We start from the raw sequence: 19,243 nt of genomic DNA on the forward strand, positions 1-19,243 counted from the left end.
GAAGAAAAATCGTCGGCTAACGATCCATGGGGTCGATTTGCCTTCGAAAACTCGCATAAGCTTCGTCAATCCGTCATGGAAATCACCTATGGCAGCGGGCTGACGAGGATTTTTTTCGATGCGCTACGCCATCTATTTCACCCCGAGGCAGGACGAGCCGTTGGCGCGGATCGCCGCCAACTGGCTGGGTCGCGACCCCTTTGGCGCCGCCACCAGGCCGGTCGAGGCGGTGGGCGAGCTGTCGGCGGCCGAAGTCGCCTTTCACACCGCATCGGCGCGGCGCTACGGTTTTCATGCGACGCTGAAAGCGCCCTTCCGGTTGGCCGCCAACGAAACCGAAAGCTCGTTGCGCGCGGCGCTGGACGCCTTTGCCAAAGCAACGCCGACGGTCACCATCCCGCGCCTGGTCGTCAGCCAGATCGATGGTTTCTTCGCTTTGGTGCCGGAAGGTCCGCTGCCGCCGCTCAACCGTTTCGCCGATGATGTCGTGCTTAGCTTCGACCGTTTTCGCGCGCCGCTCACCGAAGCGGAAATCGAACGGCGCAGCCCGGATTCGCTGAAACCGGCCGAGTTCCGCAATCTCTGTCAGTGGGGCTACCCCTACGTGTTCGAGACCTTTCGCTTCCACATGACGCTGTCCGGCCGGGCCGGGCCGCAGGAAAGCCAACGTCTGCGCGCGGCAATCGACAGCCTGTTCGCCGATGTGCTGCAGCAGCCGGTGCTGGTGGATGCGCTGACGCTGTTCGTCGAAACCGAACCGGGCGCTCCGTTCATGGTGCTTTCGCATCATGCGCTCGGCCGCCGCGCTGCCCGAAAAACCGCCTGACCGCAATTCGTCCGAGTAACCAGGTACCGCCTGAAATGACCGCCGAAACTGTTCTCCACAACGCCCGCATCGTGCTTGCCGACGAGATCGTCGAAGGGTCGCTCGTGCTGCGCGACGGTTTTATCTCCGGCGTCGACGCCGGCACCGGCCACACCGGCGGGGGCATGGGCGGCGAGGACATGGGCGGCGACTACATCATTCCCGGCCTGGTCGAGCTGCACACTGACCATCTCGAAGGCCACTATGCGCCGCGCCCGAAAGTGCGCTGGAACCCGATCGCCGCCGTCCTTGCCCATGACGCGCAGGTGGCCACCGCCGGCATCACCACCGTGCTCGACGCTTTGCGTGTCGGCATGGACGAGGACGCGGATATTACCTCCGACGACATCCGCAAGCTCGCCGGCGCGATCGAGGACAGCGTCGCGAAAGACCGGTTGCGGGCCGACCATTTCTTGCACATGCGCTGCGAGGTCTCGGCGCCGGATTGCTTGCGGGCTTTCGCCAATTTCGATGGCGACGAGCGGGTCAAACTGGCCTCGCTGATGGACCATGCGCCGGGACAGCGCCAGTTCGTCAATCTCGAGACCTACGCCTATTACTACCAGCGCAAGCTGAAGCTGACCGATCGCGACTTCCAATTGTTCTGCGAAAAGCGGATGTCGGAATCAGCGAAGAATTCGGGACCGAACCGGGTGGCGATATCAGCCGCCTGCAACGAACGGGGCATTGTGCTGGCGAGCCATGACGACGCCACATCGGGCCATGTCGACGAAGCGATCGAGCAGGGCGTGCGCGTCGCGGAATTCCCGACCACGCTGGAAGCCGCCAAGGCCTCGAAGGATGCCGGGCTCGGCGTGCTGATGGGCGCGCCCAACGTCATGCGCGGCTCCTCGCATTCGGGCAACGTCTCGGCCCGCACGCTGGCCGGCGACGGCCTGCTCGACATATTGTCGTCCGACTACATTCCCTTCAGCCTGATCCAGTCGGCCTTCTTCCTCGGCGACGTCGTCGAGGGCATTTCCCTGCCGCAGGCGGTTGCGATGGTGTCGAAGAATCCGGCCGAGGCGATCGGCCTCAACGACCGCGGCGTCATCGAACAGGGCCGCCGCGCCGATCTGGTGCGTGTGCGCGTCGACGACCATGTGCCGGTCGTGCGCACCGTCTGGCGCCAAGGGCGCCGGGTCGCCTGATGGTCTCGGCGTCGATCGAGCGCGAACTCAGCAGCGAGGCCTTTCCGCTCCGCAACGGCGTGTTTGTCGCCGTCGTCGGCCCGAGCGGCGCCGGCAAGGATACGGTAATCGGCTATGCCCGCACCTTGTTTGCCGACGAGACGAGGCTGGAGTTCGTCCGCCGGGTCATCACCAGGCCGAGCGACGCCGCAAGCGAGGATCACGACACGCTGGCCGACGCCGCCTTTGCCGAGGCCCAGGCCGACGGCGCTTTCGCCATTTCCTGGGAGGCGCACGGCCTGCGCTATGGCATCCCGGCCGATGTCGACTGGTCGATAGCCAATGGCCATGTCGCCGTGGCCAATGTCTCGCGCGCAGTCATCCCGGTGCTGCGGGAGCGCTATGCCAATCTGGCTGTCGTCGAGATCACCGCTTCGCCGGAAATCCTCGCCGAGCGTCTCGCCCAGCGCGGCCGCGAATCGCGCGGCGAAGTGCTGGCTCGGCTCGCCCGCAGCGCCAATGTCGCTTTGTCCGGACCCGGTGTCACCTCCATCGACAACGGCGGCCAGCGCGAAGCCGCCGGAGAACGCTTCGCCGAGGTGCTGCGCAAGGCGATGGCCTTCTCGGATATCTCCGGCGTGATGTAGCGCTACTCGGCCGCGACAGTCTTGCGGCTGGCATCGAGCATCAGCCGCCTTGCGCGGAACACGCCCCATTGCTGGTCGACCAGCACGCCGATCAGGATCACGCCGCCCATCACCGCGAAGTTGAGCGAGGACGGGATGCCGAGCAGATTGACCAGGTTCTGCAACTCCTGCAGCAGCACCGTGCCCAGGATGACGCCGACCAGCGAGCCTTCGCCGCCGCGCAGCGAGAAGCCGCCGAGAACGGCGGCGGCAATGGCGTAGAGCTCGTAGAACTGGCCGTGGCTGGCCGGCGAGATCGAGCGCGTGTACATGGCGAAATAGATCGCCGACAGCGCCGTCAGCACGCCGCAGATCACATAGGCGGCCATGACGACACGGCCGGTGCGAATTCCTGAATATTTCGCCGCCTCTTCGTTCTTGCCGATGGCATAGAGGTAGCGTCCGAACACCGAGCGGTGCAGCACCACCCACATGACGATCGAAATGACGATCAGTGCGATGAAGCTGTTGGGCACGCCATAGCTGCGGCCCGCGGTGAGGAATTCGAGCTCGGGAAAATTCTGGCCGAAGGCGAAGCCGGCGGTGCCGTCGGCGGTATAGAAACGGGCGACCCCGCGATAGATCAAAAGGCCGCACAGCGTCACCACGAAGGGCTGCAATTTCAGCCTTGTGATCAGCCAGCCATGCGCCAGCCCGATGATGCCGCCCAGCACCAGGATCAGCGGCAGCGCCACCGGCCATGGCATGTCGCGCACAGCGATGAAATCGATGAACAGCGTGCCGAGCAGCGCCACCAGCGACCCCACCGACAATTCGATGCCGCCGGTGATGATGACGAAGGCCTGGCCGATCGCGAGAATCCCGAACAGGCCGATCAGGTTCGAGGTGTTGGCGAGGTTGATCGGCAAAAGGAAGCGCGGGTTGATGGCGGTCACCACGGCGCCGACCACCAGGATCAGGATCAGCAGGCCGAGATCTTTTTTGCTCATCGTCTTCTCCCCCAATGCGCCGGACCGGCAATCGCCTCAAGCCCGCTAGTTTGCCGGCTTGCCGACCGCCAGCAACAGCACGTTTTCCTGGCTGAATTGTTCCTTGTCGAGAATGCCCGAGATCTGGCCCTCATGCATGACGGCGATGCGGTCGGACACGCCGATCACCTCTTCCATGTCGCTGGAGATCATCAGCACGGCGACGCCGGCATCGGCCAAGGCTCGCATCAGCCCGTAAATCTCGGCCTTGGCGCCGATATCGATGCCGCGCGTCGGCTCATCGAGGATCATCACCTTCGGGTTCATCGCCAGCCATTTGCCCAGCACCACCTTCTGCTGGTTGCCGCCCGACAGCGTGCCGGTTCGCGTCTGCACCGACGGCGCTTTGATGCCGAGATTGCTCTTCTGCTTCTCGGCGGTGGCGGCCTCGGCGCTTGCCGACACCAGTCGACGCTTCGCATGCGCCGGCAGGTTGGGCAGCGAGATGTTCTGCGCGATCGACAGGTCAAGCAGGATGCCGGTCAGCTTGCGGTCTTCCGGCACGAGAAAAATGCCATGCGCGACCGCATCGGCCGCCGAACCCAACACGAGCGGCTTGCCGTCGAGTTCGAGCCCACCGCCAAGCGTGCTGTCGATGCCGAAGAACACCCGCGCCAGTTCGGTGCGGCCGGAGCCGACAAGGCCGGCGAGGCCGAGGATTTCACCGCGCCTGATGTCGAGGTCGACCGGCCGGGCAGGGTAGGCGGGGGTGCGGATGGCTTTGGCCGAGAGCGCAGTGGCGCCCGGCGCCCGCGCCGCCTCGGAGGCCTTCTCGCGCTCCTTCAGCATGCGGCCGATCATCAGCTTGACCATCTGGTCGTGGTTGATGGCGCTCTTCGGCAAGGTGCCGGCCAGCATGCCGTCGCGCAGCACCACGACGCGGTCGGCGACGCGCTCGACCTCATGCAGCCTGTGCGAAATGAAGATGACGCTGATGCCATCGGCCTTCAGCGCCTTGATGACGTCGAGCAGCTTGTCGGTTTCGGCAAGCGGCAGGCTCGATGTCGGCTCGTCGAGGATGACCAGCCGTGCCTTGATCGACAGCGCCTTGGCGATCTCGACCATCTGCTGCTGGGCAAGCGACAGCGAGGCAACCGGCGTATCGGCGGAAAAGTTGGCGCCGACACGCTTCAGCAGCGGCGCCACCATTTCGCGCAGCTTGGCGCGGTCGACCAATCTCAGCGGCCCGCCGCGCAACGGCTCGCGGCCGAAGAAGATATTGGCGGCAACATCGAGGTTTTCGAAAAGGTTGAGTTCCTGGTGCACGAAGGCGATGCCCGAACCCAGGCTGCCTTCGACGGTGAGCCCGTCATGCGCAAGGCCGTCGACGGTGATGGCGCCGCTGTCCGGCCTGGTGACGCCGCCGAGGATCTTCATCAAGGTCGATTTGCCGGCGCCGTTTTCGCCGACCAGGCCGATCACCTCGCCCGGCCTGACTTCCATGGAAAAGCCGTCCAGCGCCACCACGCCCGGATAGGTCTTGCGCACGTTCTCGAGGCCGAGGAACGGGGTGGTTGCGACGATGGATGGGTCGGAATAATTCATCACGCCATATTTGATCAGGCTTGCCAGCAGCCGGTGGGCTACAGACTGACGGGCCTTGGCCGGCCCGTCAACACGATCGCCGGCTCAAGGCGAACCCTGAGCCGGCGCAACTACTCCTGGTATCAGTTTCCGGACATCGCCTTCAGATTGGCGGCATAGGTGTCGACATCGTCCTTACCGATGATCTTGGTCGGGATAATGATCAGGCCGCCTTCCGGAATGCCTGATTTGTCGCCCTTGAGATAGGCGGCCATCAGCTTCATGCCCTGGTAGGCCCACTCGAAGGGCTGCTGCACGACGGTCGCCGCCACGGTGCCTTCCTTGACGCCGCCCAGCGTGATCGGATCGTCATCGAAGCCGACGACGGTGATCGAGCCGAGCTTGCCGGCGTCGCGCAGCGCTTCATAGATGCGCGGCGTGTTGTAGGAATAGAAGCCGACCATGCAGGTGATGTCGGGGCTGGCGACCAGCGCGTCCTCGACATTCTTCTTGGCGCGCGCCTGGTCGATGTCGTCGCCGCGCACGTCCACCAGTTCGATCTTGCTGCCGGCGAGGCCGTCCTTCATGCCCTGGATGCGTTCCTTGGCATTGTCGGCGCCGAGCAGGCCGACGAAGCCGAGGCACTTGCCGCCGTCCGGCATCGCTTTCTTGGCGATCTCGGCGGCCTGCTTGCCGGCGTCGACATTGGACGAACCGATATAGGCAACGCGCTTGGTCTGCGGGGCATCGGAGTCGGTGGTGAACAGCGCCGTTTCCGACGCGATCTTGTTCAGACCGTCGGTCGAGGTCTTGGGGTCGACGGCCGAGACCATGATGCCCTTGACGCCGGCGGTCACCAGATCGTCCATCAGCCGCTGCTGGATGGCGACCGAGGACTGCTCGGGATATTTGAGTTCGAGATTGTAGTCGGGCAATTCGGCCTGCGCCTTCTTGACGCCGGCTTCGGCGGCCTTCCAGAAATCGGAAGCGCCGTTGACGACGAAGGCCAGCGTCGGCTTGTCGTCGGCGCGCGCAATGGCTGTCGCGGTCAGGCCAAGCAGCAGGGCTGCGGTGGCCACGGATGCATGTCGTATCAAGGATTTCATGTTCAACCTCCCGTTTTGGCTCAGTCGTCGGACTGAACCGATCTTGCATTCACTGACTTGCCGCTCGCGATTTGGACGCCCTCCTCCTCAGGGGTTCCCGGCGCTGAAGAATGGCGTCGTCGGTCGCGATCACGGACTTTAGAGACTCATCCCGTGCTCGTAAATAGTCTGATTTGTCTGACATATCACATGTCCGAGACCAGGCTTGCGGAGGCAAACCCCGCTCGCCATCGGGCCATTCACGTGCACTTCTCGCCGCACGGGTCCCACCTGACCGGACACGGCGGATTGACGTTACAGCGTCGTTTTGTATTAGTAAACACTATTAGCAGAGGTCCCGCGCGGACACTCGGCGGTGGCCCTAGGTCTAGTTTTCCCGAACAGGTGCAGCACCGCTTCGCGCAAGCAGATGCCTTGCAATCCTCGAATTTCACGCAGCCCGCAGCGGCATGGCGGGGAACTTCAAAGCTGCTAATAAAGATAAACGCCTTCGACTATTTCCATCGGTCGACGGCGCGACACCATCTTGTCGGTGTGGCAGGCTTGCGACTAGACAGGCTGGGGATTGGGACGCAATGCCATGAGCGAGACGAGGGATCCGGACGACACGGCGAAGCGGCGCAAGGCGCCGGCGAGAGCCGCCAAGGGCGGCCGCGTCACCATGACCGACATCGCCAGGGCAGCCGGGTGCTCGCAGGCGACCGTCTCTTTCGTGCTCAACGATTCGCCCGGCATCCGGCTGTCGCAGCAGACGCGCGAGCGGGTGATCGACGCCGCGCGTGCGCTCGGCTACGCAGCACCCGCCTTCTCGGCGCTGCGCAAACCTGTTCCCGCCTTCGATGGACTTGACAGTGTCATCGGTTTCGCCGTCGACCAGCTGGCGACAAGCCCGGAAGCCGTTGTCGCCATCGAGGGCGCGCGCCAGGCGTCGTGGAACGCCGGCAATGTGTTGCTCGTGGCGCAGACCATGGGCGACTCCGTCATGGAGCCGCGCGCCATTGCGGCGCTCACCAGGCGCGGCATCTCGGCGCTGGTCTACATGACCATCTTCACCCGCGAGATCACGGCACCGGACTTCCTCTACGGCCTCGACATCCCGGTCATCCTGCTCAACTGCTACACGGCCGATTATGCCTTCCCGGCCGTGGTGCCGTCCGAGATCGCCGGCGGCCAGAACTCGACCCGGCATCTGATCGGCCACGGCCACCGCCGCATCGCCACCATCACCGGCGAGCCGTGGATGCAGGCCGCGCAGGACCGGCTGAAAGGCTACCGCAGAGCGCTCGCCACCGCCGACATCCCGTTCGATCCCGAACTGGTGGTCGAGGGCGACTGGTCGGCGAGCGCCGGCTATGCCGCGACCGTTAAGCTTTTGGCGCTCAAGGAGCGCCCGACCGCCATCTTCTGCCAGAACGACCGCACAGCCATCGGCTGCTACGAAGCGCTGAAGGAGGCGGGCCTGCACATCCCGCAGGACATCTCCGTCGTCGGCTATGACGACGAGGAGATCGCCCGCCACCTGTTCCCGCCGCTGACAACATCGATCCTGCCGCACATGGCGATGGGCCAATGGGCGATCGAACAGCTCGAAGTGCCGCCGCCTCCCGGCCGCGGCCGCTATCCAATCACCAAGCTGGAATGCCCGCTGGTGCAGCGGGATTCGGTGGCAGCTGTGGCTGGATAAAGCTGAACCAGCCCATCCCGATGCAAATCGGGATGGGTCTGTTTGGTGTTTGCGCCTCAGGGCAGGGTCTATCCGGGAACGTGCCGCGGTTAGAACCGCAAGACGACGAAGGAGCGCCTGCGATAGCAGCGCCGGCGCAACCGGCCATGCCGCCAGAACGTGCGGCAGTGCCGTCTCCAGACATGCCGCCTGTGGTGGCGACGATGGTGCCATCGCCGATGCGATATCTGCTCGACATCGCCAGCGCCTTCGTCGTCATCAAACGAATTGGCATCCTGCTTGTCGAGTTCATCGAGAATGCCGTTACCGACATTGGGAACCCCGGCCACGGCCTCGAGAGGCCGAACCGCGGTAGCAAGCGCCGCGGCCCCCGCAACGCCAAACAATGCTGTCAAGAATGATCGCCGATCCATCAAAACCTCCATCAGCAAGACAAGGCTAACATGACGAGCCTAACACAAAGCAGCTAGAGCGGGTGATACAAAAGGCCAGAGGCGAATCTTCGAGCCGGCCCAAACGGGTGACCGGACGGACGGCAGAGGTCGGAGCAAGGCCGCTACCGGGCGGCGCGCTTCCTTCGGCTCGGCGACCAAGCCATGCGGAATGCCGCCGATGAAAGCGCACAGCCTGAGCGGTTCCGCCTTTCCGCGAAACTCTGAACCGCTTGGCAAAGCTACCCCCTAAGAATGCCCGCCACCTTGCGGCAGTGGCTGGCTGAGAGACTGACGCCCCACGGCAGATGCGATGTTGCGGTACTCAGCGCCGCGCCAATATCCGGCAGAGCTCCTTCAGGTCCCGGTCGTAGGTGCCCTTGCCGCTGAGCACGCTGGCGCAGCGTTTTTTCATCTTGGCGATCTGGCCGGCCGACATGGCGCTGATGGCAACCACCGCCGGTCGCGCCGGCACCGCCGGCGTGTTGGGATCCCTGGGGCTGGTGGTCGTTGTCTGTGTGCCAATGCCGACGCCGACCCCGGCCGTCACTCCACTGCCCACCCCGACCCCGGCGCCGACCCCGACACCGCTGCCGACGGTTGCGCCGACCCCGACCCCGACGCCCGTGCCGACCGATACGCCGGCGCCGGCGGTAACGCCGCTGCCAACCGAGGCGCCGACACTGGCGGTGGTGCCGCTGGTGCCTCCGACCGTCGCTCCGGCATTGACGCCCTTGCTCCCGCCGACCGAGACACCGACGCCAAGCCCGCCGCCACTGCCGCCGACCGAAACACCCACCCCACCGCTGCCGCCGATGCCCACACTGAGCCCGCCCGCGCCAGCCGGAAAGCACAAAGCTACGGAAACCGCGCCGCCGGCCAAGACCTTTGTTAAACTTTTAAAGAAATCCATAACGCCGCTCCCCGTGCTGGTTGCCTGGACGCAGGTTGAACAGCATCCGTTACCAATATGATTACGCGAGTGTAGCGTTTTTAGTTTCTGCAAGAATAGGTAGTATTGGAAATCGTTGTTATGGCTTCTTGCGGCGACCGGAATATATATGTTGGAATTGGCGGAAAAAATCGAGGATTTGCGGTTAGACTCGGAACCTTAGACAGGCAGGACGAGTGCTCGCATGCGGGAATTTACCGGGCGCATGCCTCAGGCCATCTTGCGACGCCGCTTCGCTAGGCTGCGGTGGAGAATGGACCCTCGAGAATGGGCTCGTACTGGGGAAAGGGGACGATCCAAGAACCCGCGACGATCTCCACCGATGTCGGGCGCGTTGTGCGCCACATCGTTCCGCTGCTCGCAGTCGACGGCGTCAGCGCTACCCTTGCGGGCATACCTTCGCCCCGTTTGGCGTTTCTGCCCTTTGGATCGGATGCCGATCGTCCGCTGGCGTTTCGAATCTCTTCAACTTACGCCGAGTTTCGCAAATCCACTTTAATCCCGGCTAACGTTCGAAGGGTTCGCCAAGCGAGGCGACACCGTTCAGCCTGAGCAAGCGGCGGTCCGCCGAGATGACACCGAGCACGACGATCGTAACGAGATAGGGAAGGCTGGAAAGCAGTTGCGATGGCAAGTCCAGACCGGTCGCCTGGGCGGCGAGGCTCATCAGCGAAACCGCACCGAAGAGGCAGGCACCCAGGAAGATGCGGCCAGCGAGCCACGTACCAAAGACAACGAGTGCGATCGCGATCCAGCCACGTCCGGCAATCATACCGTCCGCCCAAAGGGGCGTGTACACCGCCGCCGCATAGGCGCCGGCAAAACCCGCCATCATGCCACCAAAAGCTATGGCCGCGATACGGATAGCGATGACCGGATAGCCGATGGCATGGGCTGCCTTGGGATTCTCGCCGATTGCCCTCACGACAAGGCCGACTCTCGTATAGGCAAACATCGCCCAGATCGCAAACGTCACGGCAAGGGAAAGCCATACGACGATGTCCTGGACAAACAGCCTGCCGACTACCGGGATTTCCGAGAGGCCGGGAAAGGCAAGTTTCGGGAGCCCCTTCACCGTCAAGCTCTCGTAGCTTTTGCCGAACAGCGCCGAAAGGCCTTGGCCGAGAATGCCGATCGCAAGGCCTGTCGCGACCTGGTTTGCCCGGAATCCGAGTGCCAGCACTGCAAAGACGAGGGACAGTACGGCGCTACCGAGGCCGGCGGCAACGAACCCCAGCAGGTGTCCACCGCCGTGGTAGACGACGATGAACGCGAGCACCGCGCCGAGGGCCATCAGGCCCTCTACGCCGAGGTTAAGAACACCGGCGCGCTCGACCACCAACTCGCCGAGTGCGGCAAGGAGAAAGGGGGTTGCCGCTGCGAGCATGCCCGAAATAATGAACTCGACGGCGTTCATGGCTGGCTCAGGTGATGGGGGCGGCGCCACTCGATGCGGTAGCGCACGAAGGCCACAGCGCCGAGATAGGCGAGCAGCAAGCTGCCTTGGAAGACGCGGACGGCGGCGATCGGCAGGTTTGCCGACACCATCGCATTGTCGCCGCCGATATAGAGGACAGCCATGAAGAGCGCGGAAAAGATGATGCCGACTGGATGCAAGCCGCCGAGATAGGCGACAATGATGGCCGCATAACCGTAGCCGGTCGAGATCGAGCGCTGCAGCTGGCCGAGCGGACCCGCGACTTCCGCCGCGCCTGCCAGTCCCGCCGCCATGCCACCGATCAGAAGCGACAGCCAAATCGCACGCCCTTCGCTGAAGCCGGCGTAACCGGCCGCGCGCGGGGCAAGGCCGCCGACCTTGAGCTTATACCCCACGAAGCTTCGCTGCATGAAAACCCAGGCCACCAGCGAGAGCGCAAGTGTGATGAGCAGCGAGACGTTGACGCGGGTACCGGTGATCAGGGTCGGCACCATCGCGTCGTTCTGAAACATGACGGATTGTGGGAAATTGAAGCCGGCCGGGTCCTTCCATGGGCCGAGCAGCAAGTAGTTGAGGACTTGCGCCGCAACGAGGCTCAGCATCAGGGAGACCAGGATCTCGTTCGCATTGAGCCTGACGCGCCAGAAGGCGGTGATAGATGCCCAAAGTGCACCGCCGAGGGCACCGAGAAGCAGCATCAGCGGCCAGATCCACTGCCCGGTCGCCTGCGGAAACCAGACGGGGATCGCCGAGGCGAAAATAGCGCCCAGGATAAACTGGCCCTCCGCGCCGATGTTGAACACTTTTGCGCGGAAACCGATCGCCAGCCCCTGAGCAATGAGGAGAAGGGGCCCCGCCTTCAGCAGCACCTCCGCAAACGATGCCCAGGAGAGGAACGGCTCGAGAAGCATCGCGTACAGGACGGCCGCCGGATCTCGGCCTATCAGCACATAAAGGCCCAGATTGAGGATGATCGCCATGCCAAGCGCGACAGCCGGGGCCAGCATGGCCGCGACGAGCGAGGCATGCTCCCGGCGGACGAGCGCGGGGAGGAACGGCGCGGCCCAAACGCTCATGCAGGAACCTTCTCTGGCGAGGCATGTGCTCCGATCATGTATCTGCCGATGTCTTCGGGGCGCGTGTCCCGCGTGACCAGAGGCGGACTCAGCATTCCATGATGGAGCACCTGGATGAAATCGCAGAGTTCGAAAAGTTCCTCGAGTTCCTCGGAAATTACGAGGATCGCCACGCCCAGGTTGCGCAACGCGATGAGCCGCCTTCTGATGGCGGATGCAGCGCCAATGTCTACACCCCAGGTTGGCTGCGCCACGAAAAGCAGTTTTGGCGACAGCATCATCTCGCGACCGACGATGAATTTCTGCAAGTTGCCGCCGGACAGCGAGCCCGCTTCGGCATCCGGGCCGGAGGCGCGGACGTCGTACCGACGGATGCATTCGCTGGTGAAAGCCGTCGCTCCGGCGCTGTTGATGAGGCCGCGCCTCACGAGATCGAAAGGATGGGCGGTAAGAACGGTGTTGAGCACGAGCGACATTTCAGGGACCGCGCCGCGTCCCAGCCGGTCTTCGGGCACGAAGGCGAAGCCAAATCTCCTGCGCGCGGCCGCATCGAGTGTGCCTACGTCGCGGCCCATCATGTAGATCCGGTCGCGTTGTTCCTTCAGCAGCATCGCTTCGCCCGAGATGAGCGCGGCAAGCTCGCCTTGGCCATTGCCCGATATTCCGGCTATGCCAAGGATCTCGCCTGATCGTACCGTGAGGCTGATGCCGGAGAGCGGCGTGGCAAAGGGGTCGTCCGGCGTGTAGTCCATGTCGATTATTTCCAGCCGCTTCTCCCCCTCGGGCATGGCCAACGCGGGCATCACCTCGGGCATGTCGCGGCCGATCATCATCCGGGCGAGGTCGTGCGCATCATAGTCGCGCGGGTCGACGGTGCCGATAACGCGCCCTCCACGCAAGACCGTCGCCTGGTCACAGATCGTGCGAATTTCCTCCAGTTTGTGGGAGATGAACAGGATGGACACGCCGCGGTCGCGAAGGCGCCTGAGCGTGTCGAACAGCTTCTTCACCGCCTGCGGCGGCAAGACCGAGGTCGGCTCGTCGAGAATGAGCAGCTTCGGGTCCGTCATCAGGCAGCGGATGATCTCCACCCGCTGCCGTTCGCCGACCGAGAGCGCGTGCACATCGGCGAGAGGATCTACTTCAAGGCCAAAATCCTGGCCGAGGCTGCGGATGCGCCCGGCCAGCTCCGCCTTGCCGCCGGGGACGACGAGCTGGATGTTCTCGACGACAGTCAGCGTCTCGAACAGCGAGAAATGCTGAAAGACCATGCCGATGCCCCTGCGCCGTGCCTCAGCCGGCGAGGCAAGGCGCAGAGGCTCTCCGTTCCAGACGACGGTGCCTTCGTCCGGCTGTTCAACGCCATAGATGAGCTTCATCAGCGTCGATTTGCCCGCCCCATTCTCCCCGAGGATCGCATGGATCGATTGGGGCGCCACGTCCAGATCGATGGCTTCGTTAGCCCGGATCTGGCCGTAGCTCTTCGAGATGCCGCGGAGCGACAGAAGGGGCGGGGTCATGACTTACTTCGGCAGTGGTGTGGTGACACCCTTGACGTGCCAGTCCATCGCGACGATCTCGGGATCCGCTATCGTCGCACCGGCGGCGGCGGCTTCGCTGCCGTCGGCCTTGGTGATTGGACCTGTGAAGGGCGAGAAGCTGCCGTCGGCGATCCTCGCCGCCACTTCCTTGATCTTCGTCATCGTGTCGGCTGGGATATCTGAGTTCCAGTCCACGACCTCCACCACCTTTTCCGCGACGCCGAGGAAGGTGTTGGCGCCCTTGAAAGTTCCGGCGAGATGGGCATCCACGGAAGCCTTGAAGAAGGGCGACCAGTCCGTCGCGATGCAGCCGAGATATTTCTTCGGTGCATATTTCTTCATCGACGAATTGAGGTTGAACGCATAGACGCCAGCCTCCTCGCAGGCCGAGATCACGGAGGGTGTGTCCTGCGCGTTCGAGAAGATCACGTCGCAGTTCTGTGCCATCAGCGCCTTGGCGGCTTCCTGTTCCTTGGCCGGGTCGAACCAGGAGTTCACCCAGACGACCGATACCTCGACATCGGGATTTACAGTCTGTGCGCCGAGCGTGAATGCGTTGATCGAGGTGATCAGCTCCGGAATGGCGAAGGCCGAGACGGAGCCGAGCTTGCCGGTCTTGGAAAGAGCTGCGGCGGCTATGCCGAGCAGGTAAGTGCCCTGGAAATACTTCGCCGCGAAGGGCGAGAAATTCGGCGCGGTCTGGAAGCCGGAGGCATGCAGCACGGTGACCCCAGGATCGCGGCGGGCGATCTGTAGTGCACCATTCTGGTAGCCGAATGAGCCGGCGATCAGGAACTTGTTACCGTCGGCGACGGTCTTGTTCATGATCCGGTCGGCGTCCGGCCCTTCGGCGATGTTCTCGATGACGGTGATCTTCACCTTGTCGCCGTAGGCGGCCTTGACCGGCTCGAGGCCGGCGGCGAGCGCATGGCCCCAGCCGACATCGCCGACCGGCGACGGGAGCACGAGCGTGATACCGAGCGGCTCGTCGGCCGCAAAGGCGGGACGGCTGCCAAGCGCGCCGGCAAGCCCTGTCGCGGCAAGGCCCTTCATCAGAGTTCTGCGGGTCAGATAGTTCAGCATGTCAGTTCCCCTGTCTTAAGTTGTTAGAATTCCACCGCGGCAAAGGCGGCTTCCGCGTCCGCAGCAAGCCGGGCCTCGTTCAGCCCGGTAAACGCACCCTTCTCCCAGACGATGCGGCCGTTGATCATGGTCATGTCGGTGGGCATGCCGATACCGACCTTGGCGATCAGGCTCAATGGATCGTGGCGCGTGCCGACATAATCCATGCGGCGCGTGTCGATCGCGAAGAGGTCGGCGCCCATGCCGGGCGACAGTCGGCCGATGTCATTGCGGCCCAGAAGCGCGGCCCCGCCCGTTGTCGCATAGCCGAGGAAATCGACCGGCGCAGGCACGGGATGAGCGCGCGTCGAGGCCGCCAGGCATTGCAGCATGTAGGCGGAATGGATGCAGTGCATGAGGTTGGAGTTGTCGTTCGAGGCAGCACCGTCGCAGCCGAGACCGACGCGCAGGCCAAAGGCGGACATGGCGGGAATATCAGTCACCTCCGCACCCACCAGATAGACCGGCTCCGGGCAATGCGAGACACCGGTGCCGCTCGCCGCCATCAGCCGCAGTTCGTCATGCGTCAGCTCCCAGCAATGGGCATAGAAAGTGTCTCGGCCGGCAAATCCGAGGTCCTCGAGATAGTCCACCGTACGCATGCCATGGCGGGCCTCGATGATCGGGCTTTCGCCCTCGCCGACATGGGTGTGCATCCGCACCCCGCGATCACGCGCCAGCGAAACCGATTCCACGAAGGTCTCGCGGTAGCAGTTGACCGGCTGGCAGGGAGCGACCACGACCTGACGCATGCTGAAGGGACTGGTGTCGTGATAAGTGTCGATGAGGCGTGCGCAGTCGGCAATGAATTCGTCCGTGGTCTCCAGCATCTCGTCTGGAATGGTCGAGCCTTCCGATTTTGGCAGCGTGTTGCCGCCGCGGCCGGCATGGAAACGCATGCCGAGAAGATCGGCCGCTTCGAACTGCCGGTCGATGAGCCGTTTTCCGGCATGGCGCGGAAAATTGTACTGGTGGTCGAAGGTCGTCGTGCAACCGTGCTTTATCATCTCTGCCATCGCCGTGATCGAGGCGTGGTAGAAACAATCCTCGTTGAGCCGGGAGAAGATCGGATAGATCCGGTCGAGCCATTCGATGACCGACAGCTTCGTCCAGTCGAGTTCGGCACGGTTGCGCACAAAGCACTGAAAGAAGTGATGGTGCGTGTTGACGAGGCCGGGATAGACGAACCAGCCGTCGGCGTCCTGCACGATAGTACCGGCCGGCAACTCGCTTCTGTGCAGCCCTTGCCCGATTGCCTCGATCTGCGGGCCATTCGTCAGCACATCGACATTGCGCCGGACGCTCGGACCCCTGCCCTCGTCGGTGATGACCGCTGCGCAATTCTTCAGGAGATAGCCGGTCACCTCACGCCTCGTCCAGCATGGGTCGCGGTTTCGGGCTTCAACTCGTGCAGCCGGTGGATACCGGGCATCTCGATGAAATTGTCGAGGCTGCGGAGCGCTCGCGACCAGAGCCGGATCGTGGGATACGGATCGAGGGAAACGCCGCCGTCGGGCGCGAGCGCGACATAGGGAAAGCAAGCAATGTCGGCAATCGTCGGCCGGTCGGAAGCGAGAAACCGGTCGCCACGCATTTTGCGTTCGAAGAGGCCGGCTTCCAGCTCACGTAGTGCCGCTATGCCATTGGCCTGAAGCGCACCGATGTCACCGGGGCGCAGCAGCATCTCATGCAGGCGCGCGCCGCCGAGGTTGGCGGTCAGCCTGTGCGAGAAGGAAAGCCATTGCTGGATGCGCGCCGTCTCATCGGGGGCGCCGCTGCCGAGCCAGGCCGGTGCTGCCTTCGCGGCGAGATAGCCAAGCATGGCGGAAGACTCGGTCAGGATCAGGTCGCCGTCTTCAAGGATCGGGATGGAGCCTCCCGGATTAAGCGCCATAAGCTCGGGGCCACGATGCTCGGCGCCGGGATGGAAGTCGACCGGGCGGATTTCGAGCTTCACACCTGACAGCGTCGCCATCAGGCGCACCTTGTAGCAACTTGGGGAGAGGACGTAGTCGTAAAGCCTCATTGTGCCACCAATTGCGCGCCGTAGGTATAATCGTGGCGCTTCAGCCAGCGGCGATAGGCGACCGAGGTCAGGTCGGCGCGCGTCGGGATTTCCATGCCGGGATCGAGCGGCAGAAGACGCGGGATCTGGTTTTCGAGGATCGAGCGGTCCTGCAGGAAAATCGTCTGCTGGAAATGGATGAGATCGGTCAGTGGTGTCTCGTCATCGAAAAGCGCCATCCATGGCCAGACGTCGCAGAGATCCTCGGCAAGCGGCTGGACGAATAGCGTAATGACATCCCATTCGCCCGGGCGCGGCGGGCAGGTCTTGTAGAGGACTGAGCAGGTCGGAGCCGGCACGCGGTACATGTATTCCGTCGTGATACCTCCGCTCGCGGATTTCGCCGCCTGCGGCTGGTAGAACTTCACCTGGGTCGCCCAGACCTCGTCCTCCTCCTCGCGGATCTCGACCTTGTAGTTTTCGACCTCGGTATGCGGCTCCGAGCCGAGGATGTCGGTATGGACGAAGGGGAAGTGTGCGATGTCGAGGAAGTTCTCGACGGCGCGGAGCGGCGAGCAGCGCACCCGCACCACGCCGACATCGACGAAGCGGCGCCCGGGCTGGTCTGCTTCGGGAATCGGGAAGACCGGTTTCTTCGGTTCGCCGAGCGACGACCAGATATGGCCATAGCGCACCGAAACCGGCAGCACGCGCCCGTTTTCGCCTGTCACTTTCGCCGCGCCATTGGCGTCGAGCGCAATCTTGATCGGCTCGCCCATCAGGGTGGTCTCGCGTCCTTCGCGGTCGAGCCGGCTGAAAAGCCCGACCGGATACCATTCGTCGCGCATCGCATCGTTGATCATGGCACAGTCCCTTTCGCCTCGATCCCTTCGGCCACGCGCCGAAGGCTCTCGGCGGCTCGCGAGGCGGCGATGCGCTCGGACGCATCGCAATCGGCTGGAACAAGGACGTGGATCAGCGTCTCGCCGGCTTCCTGCGGGATAGGCAGCAGGCGAATTGCCGGCGCGCCGGGCGCCTGCCAGACGTATCCTTCAACGGTGGCCTTCGTACCGGCAGCGACCGAGAGCGCCGAATGTCCGGCACGGGCCGTCAATGAACGGAGCGGGACGTAACCCTCAAAAAGGGGTGGCTTGCCGTCAGGCTCTCCATCAGCGACCCAGATGATCCCGCCGGCCTCTTCGACCAACCGGGTCGTGACGCGAATCGTCTCCGGCGGCGTGAGGCTGGGATGGGCTGGAATGCGCAGACACTGACCGGCCTGCGAATAGGTCCAGCCGTGATAGATGCAGGAGAGCGCCTCGCCGCGCACGAAGCCATGGGAGAGGCGCATACCGCGATGCGGACAGCGATCCGCCGATGCCGCCAAGCGCCCCGATTGGCTTCGCCAGAGGGCAATGGGACCGGCGGGCGTCCGCGCCGGCATTACCTGTCCTGTTGGCAGATCCTGGGTAAGGGCGACCGGCACCCAGGTGTCCGTCTTGTCGGACAGCATGACCTTACTTTCCGTACTGATACTACTGTTTCCCGACCAGAGAGATGCCGGCGCAAGGAGTTGGCGAACCGCTCGATGCGGCTGACGTATGCATAATTATTTCGCAATTGCAATATTGGTTAAATTAAGTGCAAACCGAGGTAACCACACGCAAAGCTATATGTTTTTTTGCTCGACAGGCGCGCGGTCGATCGTCTCGACCCAGACCTCAATGGGCCCAAGCGAACATCCCATCTCCATCATGTCGATCAGCTCCGCCGCACCGGCAATATCGAGTTCGATGCGATCGGTGCTTGCATGAGCGATGTGGTGCGCGAGACCGAGCTTGGCCGCATGGCGCATGATCCAGGGCACGAAGGACGCGGGTTCGAGGTGGCCGCGAATGGTCATCCGCTCATGCAAGCGGTGTTGACTTTGCTTCATCACGAACGGAACGCGCGCCTTGGTGTCACGGTCAGCAGCATAGCGTCTGACTGAACGGGCGGAAGTGGTAATCGACGCGCCAATAACACCGAATATCGACTGATCGCCCGTGCCTAGACCCGGGCACTCATGCATGTCGCCCAGAAGTGAGCCGCGGTCCTGGGACAACGACATGCATTAAAACAAAGACTTCAAGCGCGTCGCATGAATCCGTTCAGCGTGACGGGCTTTAGGGTTATCTGAGCTATTGTAATACATCTGCCCTTCCCGAGAGATGGGTGACAGTTCATTCCGGAGACATGGGTTACACTTTCGGCCCTTTGCAAGGAGAGCAAGGTGCCTTGGAAGGAGTGTAACGTCATGGAAGAGCGGCTGAAGTTCATTGCCCGGCTGCTGGACGGCGAGAAGATGGCGGTGCTTTGCCGTGAGTTCGATATCTCGCGCAAGACCGGCTACAAGATCCTCACACGCTACAATGACAGNGGCCTTGAGGGGCTGACGGATCGATCACGCCGACCCTACCGCCACGCCAATCAGCTTCCGTTTCAAATCGAGAAGCTGATTGTGCGCCTCAAGCAAGACAAGCCGACCTGGGGTGCGCCAAAGATACGCGAACGGTTGGCCCGGCTGTATCCTGACGTTCACCGGCCTGCGATCTCGACGGTGCATGCGGTTCTCGACCGCCATGGCCTGGTCGAGCGCCGCAAGCGAAGGCGCAACAGGGCGATGGGAACACCACTTTCAAACGGCTATCGGCC

At 63.3% G+C, this 19,243-nt stretch carries 19 protein-coding genes; 6 read left to right on the forward strand and 13 right to left on the reverse strand.

What is annotated here, in order from left to right:
• The first annotated feature begins 118 nt into the window (after positions 1–118).
• Genes X750_RS141775 through phnN form a run of 3 tightly spaced genes read left to right on the forward strand, consistent with a single transcriptional unit; the run spans position 119 to position 2,642 of the window.
• Positions 119–826, forward strand: coding sequence for a DUF1045 domain-containing protein (locus X750_RS141775; RefSeq protein WP_023739734.1), 708 nt, complete (start codon positions 119–121; stop codon positions 824–826).
• 35 nt (positions 827–861) lie between these two features.
• Complete coding sequence (locus tag X750_RS141770) at positions 862–2,016, forward strand: alpha-D-ribose 1-methylphosphonate 5-triphosphate diphosphatase (protein WP_023748286.1); 1,155 nt, start codon at positions 862–864, stop codon at positions 2,014–2,016.
• A complete protein-coding gene (gene phnN, locus X750_RS141765; protein ID WP_023744939.1) occupies positions 2,013–2,642 on the forward strand; it encodes a phosphonate metabolism protein/1,5-bisphosphokinase (PRPP-forming) PhnN in 630 nt (209 codons plus the stop codon). The genes X750_RS141770 and phnN overlap by 4 nt, the downstream gene beginning before the upstream one ends.
• Positions 2,643–2,644: 2 nt before the next feature.
• Here phnN and X750_RS141760 read toward each other — a convergent pair whose 3' ends face one another.
• The 3 genes from X750_RS141760 to X750_RS141750 all read right to left on the reverse strand — a co-directional run bounded on the left by X750_RS141760 (position 2,645) and on the right by X750_RS141750 (position 6,300).
• Complete coding sequence (locus tag X750_RS141760; RefSeq protein ID WP_023684050.1) at positions 2,645–3,631, reverse strand: ABC transporter permease; 987 nt, start codon at positions 3,629–3,631, stop codon at positions 2,645–2,647.
• Positions 3,632–3,676: 45 nt separating this feature from the next.
• Positions 3,677–5,215 (reverse strand): sugar ABC transporter ATP-binding protein, encoded by a 1,539-nt coding sequence (locus tag X750_RS141755; RefSeq protein WP_023748287.1) that lies wholly within the window; start codon positions 5,213–5,215, stop codon positions 3,677–3,679.
• Between the two features lie 122 nt (positions 5,216–5,337).
• Positions 5,338–6,300, reverse strand: coding sequence for a sugar-binding protein (locus X750_RS141750; protein ID WP_023672352.1), 963 nt, complete (start codon positions 6,298–6,300; stop codon positions 5,338–5,340).
• A 580-nt stretch (positions 6,301–6,880) separates the two neighbouring features.
• Between X750_RS141750 and X750_RS141745 the strand changes: the two genes are divergently transcribed.
• Both X750_RS141745 and X750_RS1000000166525 read left to right on the forward strand, forming a co-directional pair.
• Entirely contained in the window at positions 6,881–7,984 is a 1,104-nt protein-coding gene (locus X750_RS141745) for a LacI family DNA-binding transcriptional regulator (protein ID WP_023832680.1), read from the forward strand.
• 218 nt (positions 7,985–8,202) lie between these two features.
• A complete protein-coding gene (locus tag X750_RS1000000166525) occupies positions 8,203–8,385 on the forward strand; it encodes a hypothetical protein (RefSeq protein WP_198021004.1) in 183 nt (60 codons plus the stop codon).
• A gap of 355 nt (positions 8,386–8,740) precedes the next feature.
• Here the strand turns inward: X750_RS1000000166525 and X750_RS141735 are convergent, their stop codons facing one another.
• From X750_RS141735 to X750_RS141690, 10 genes are all read right to left on the reverse strand, one after another.
• Positions 8,741–9,214, reverse strand: coding sequence for a hypothetical protein (locus X750_RS141735; protein ID WP_245271902.1), 474 nt, complete (start codon positions 9,212–9,214; stop codon positions 8,741–8,743).
• Positions 9,215–9,872: 658 nt separating this feature from the next.
• Complete coding sequence (locus X750_RS141730) at positions 9,873–10,784, reverse strand: ABC transporter permease (RefSeq protein WP_023700481.1); 912 nt, start codon at positions 10,782–10,784, stop codon at positions 9,873–9,875.
• Positions 10,781–11,881 (reverse strand): ABC transporter permease, encoded by a 1,101-nt coding sequence (locus X750_RS141725; protein ID WP_023748290.1) that lies wholly within the window; start codon positions 11,879–11,881, stop codon positions 10,781–10,783. Before X750_RS141725 ends, X750_RS141730 begins: the two co-directional genes overlap by 4 nt.
• Positions 11,878–13,401 (reverse strand): ABC transporter ATP-binding protein, encoded by a 1,524-nt coding sequence (locus X750_RS141720; protein ID WP_023699370.1) that lies wholly within the window; start codon positions 13,399–13,401, stop codon positions 11,878–11,880. The genes X750_RS141725 and X750_RS141720 overlap by 4 nt, the downstream gene beginning before the upstream one ends.
• A 3-nt stretch (positions 13,402–13,404) precedes the next feature.
• Positions 13,405–14,502 (reverse strand): BMP family ABC transporter substrate-binding protein, encoded by a 1,098-nt coding sequence (locus tag X750_RS141715; protein ID WP_196813867.1) that lies wholly within the window; start codon positions 14,500–14,502, stop codon positions 13,405–13,407.
• A 26-nt stretch (positions 14,503–14,528) separates the two neighbouring features.
• The gene (locus X750_RS141710) at positions 14,529–15,908 is read right to left on the reverse strand and encodes an amidohydrolase (RefSeq protein WP_023748291.1); all 1,380 of its coding nucleotides are present in this window, start codon (positions 15,906–15,908) and stop codon (positions 14,529–14,531) included.
• A complete protein-coding gene (locus X750_RS141705) occupies positions 15,905–16,570 on the reverse strand; it encodes a glutathione S-transferase family protein (protein WP_023748292.1) in 666 nt (221 codons plus the stop codon). Before X750_RS141705 ends, X750_RS141710 begins: the two co-directional genes overlap by 4 nt.
• Positions 16,567–17,412, reverse strand: coding sequence for an aromatic ring-hydroxylating dioxygenase subunit alpha (locus tag X750_RS141700; protein ID WP_023739725.1), 846 nt, complete (start codon positions 17,410–17,412; stop codon positions 16,567–16,569). The genes X750_RS141705 and X750_RS141700 overlap by 4 nt, the downstream gene beginning before the upstream one ends.
• Positions 17,409–18,062, reverse strand: coding sequence for a Rieske 2Fe-2S domain-containing protein (locus X750_RS141695; RefSeq protein WP_023748293.1), 654 nt, complete (start codon positions 18,060–18,062; stop codon positions 17,409–17,411). Before X750_RS141695 ends, X750_RS141700 begins: the two co-directional genes overlap by 4 nt.
• 156 nt (positions 18,063–18,218) lie before the next feature.
• Positions 18,219–18,485: an acylphosphatase gene (locus X750_RS141690; protein ID WP_023671216.1), complete on the reverse strand. Its 267-nt coding sequence runs from the start codon at positions 18,483–18,485 to the stop codon at positions 18,219–18,221.
• 360 nt (positions 18,486–18,845) lie between these two features.
• On the opposite strand from X750_RS141690, the gene X750_RS141685 reads away from it, so the two are divergent.
• Positions 18,846–19,243: helix-turn-helix domain-containing protein (locus X750_RS141685; protein ID WP_031243313.1), on the forward strand; the 398-nt coding region annotated here is incomplete at its 3' end.

It is taken from the genome of Mesorhizobium sp. LNJC391B00, from assembly GCF_000502535.1.
Taxonomy (GTDB): domain Bacteria; phylum Pseudomonadota; class Alphaproteobacteria; order Rhizobiales; family Rhizobiaceae; genus Mesorhizobium.

Bases quoted from the DNA above. Each gene is read 5' to 3' on its own strand.
- X750_RS141695 (WP_023748293.1), bottom strand. From the start codon at position 18,062: ATGCTGTCCGACAAGACGGACACCTGGGTGCCGGTCGCCCTTACCCAG.
- X750_RS141720 (WP_023699370.1), bottom strand. From the start codon at position 13,401: ATGACCCCGCCCCTTCTGTCGCTCCGCGGCATCTCGAAGAGCTACGGC.
- X750_RS141775 (WP_023739734.1), top strand. From the start codon at position 119: ATGCGCTACGCCATCTATTTCACCCCGAGGCAGGACGAGCCGTTGGCG.
- X750_RS141690 (WP_023671216.1), bottom strand. From the start codon at position 18,485: ATGAAGCAAAGTCAACACCGCTTGCATGAGCGGATGACCATTCGCGGC.
- X750_RS141700 (WP_023739725.1), bottom strand. From the start codon at position 17,412: ATGATCAACGATGCGATGCGCGACGAATGGTATCCGGTCGGGCTTTTC.
- X750_RS141725 (WP_023748290.1), bottom strand. From the start codon at position 11,881: ATGAGCGTTTGGGCCGCGCCGTTCCTCCCCGCGCTCGTCCGCCGGGAG.
- X750_RS141760 (WP_023684050.1), bottom strand. From the start codon at position 3,631: ATGAGCAAAAAAGATCTCGGCCTGCTGATCCTGATCCTGGTGGTCGGC.
- X750_RS141750 (WP_023672352.1), bottom strand. From the start codon at position 6,300: ATGAAATCCTTGATACGACATGCATCCGTGGCCACCGCAGCCCTGCTG.
- X750_RS1000000166525 (WP_198021004.1), top strand. From the start codon at position 8,203: ATGCGATATCTGCTCGACATCGCCAGCGCCTTCGTCGTCATCAAACGA.
- X750_RS141755 (WP_023748287.1), bottom strand. From the start codon at position 5,215: ATGAATTATTCCGACCCATCCATCGTCGCAACCACCCCGTTCCTCGGC.
- X750_RS141705 (WP_023748292.1), bottom strand. From the start codon at position 16,570: ATGAGGCTTTACGACTACGTCCTCTCCCCAAGTTGCTACAAGGTGCGC.
- X750_RS141770 (WP_023748286.1), top strand. From the start codon at position 862: ATGACCGCCGAAACTGTTCTCCACAACGCCCGCATCGTGCTTGCCGAC.
- X750_RS141745 (WP_023832680.1), top strand. From the start codon at position 6,881: ATGAGCGAGACGAGGGATCCGGACGACACGGCGAAGCGGCGCAAGGCG.
- X750_RS141730 (WP_023700481.1), bottom strand. From the start codon at position 10,784: ATGAACGCCGTCGAGTTCATTATTTCGGGCATGCTCGCAGCGGCAACC.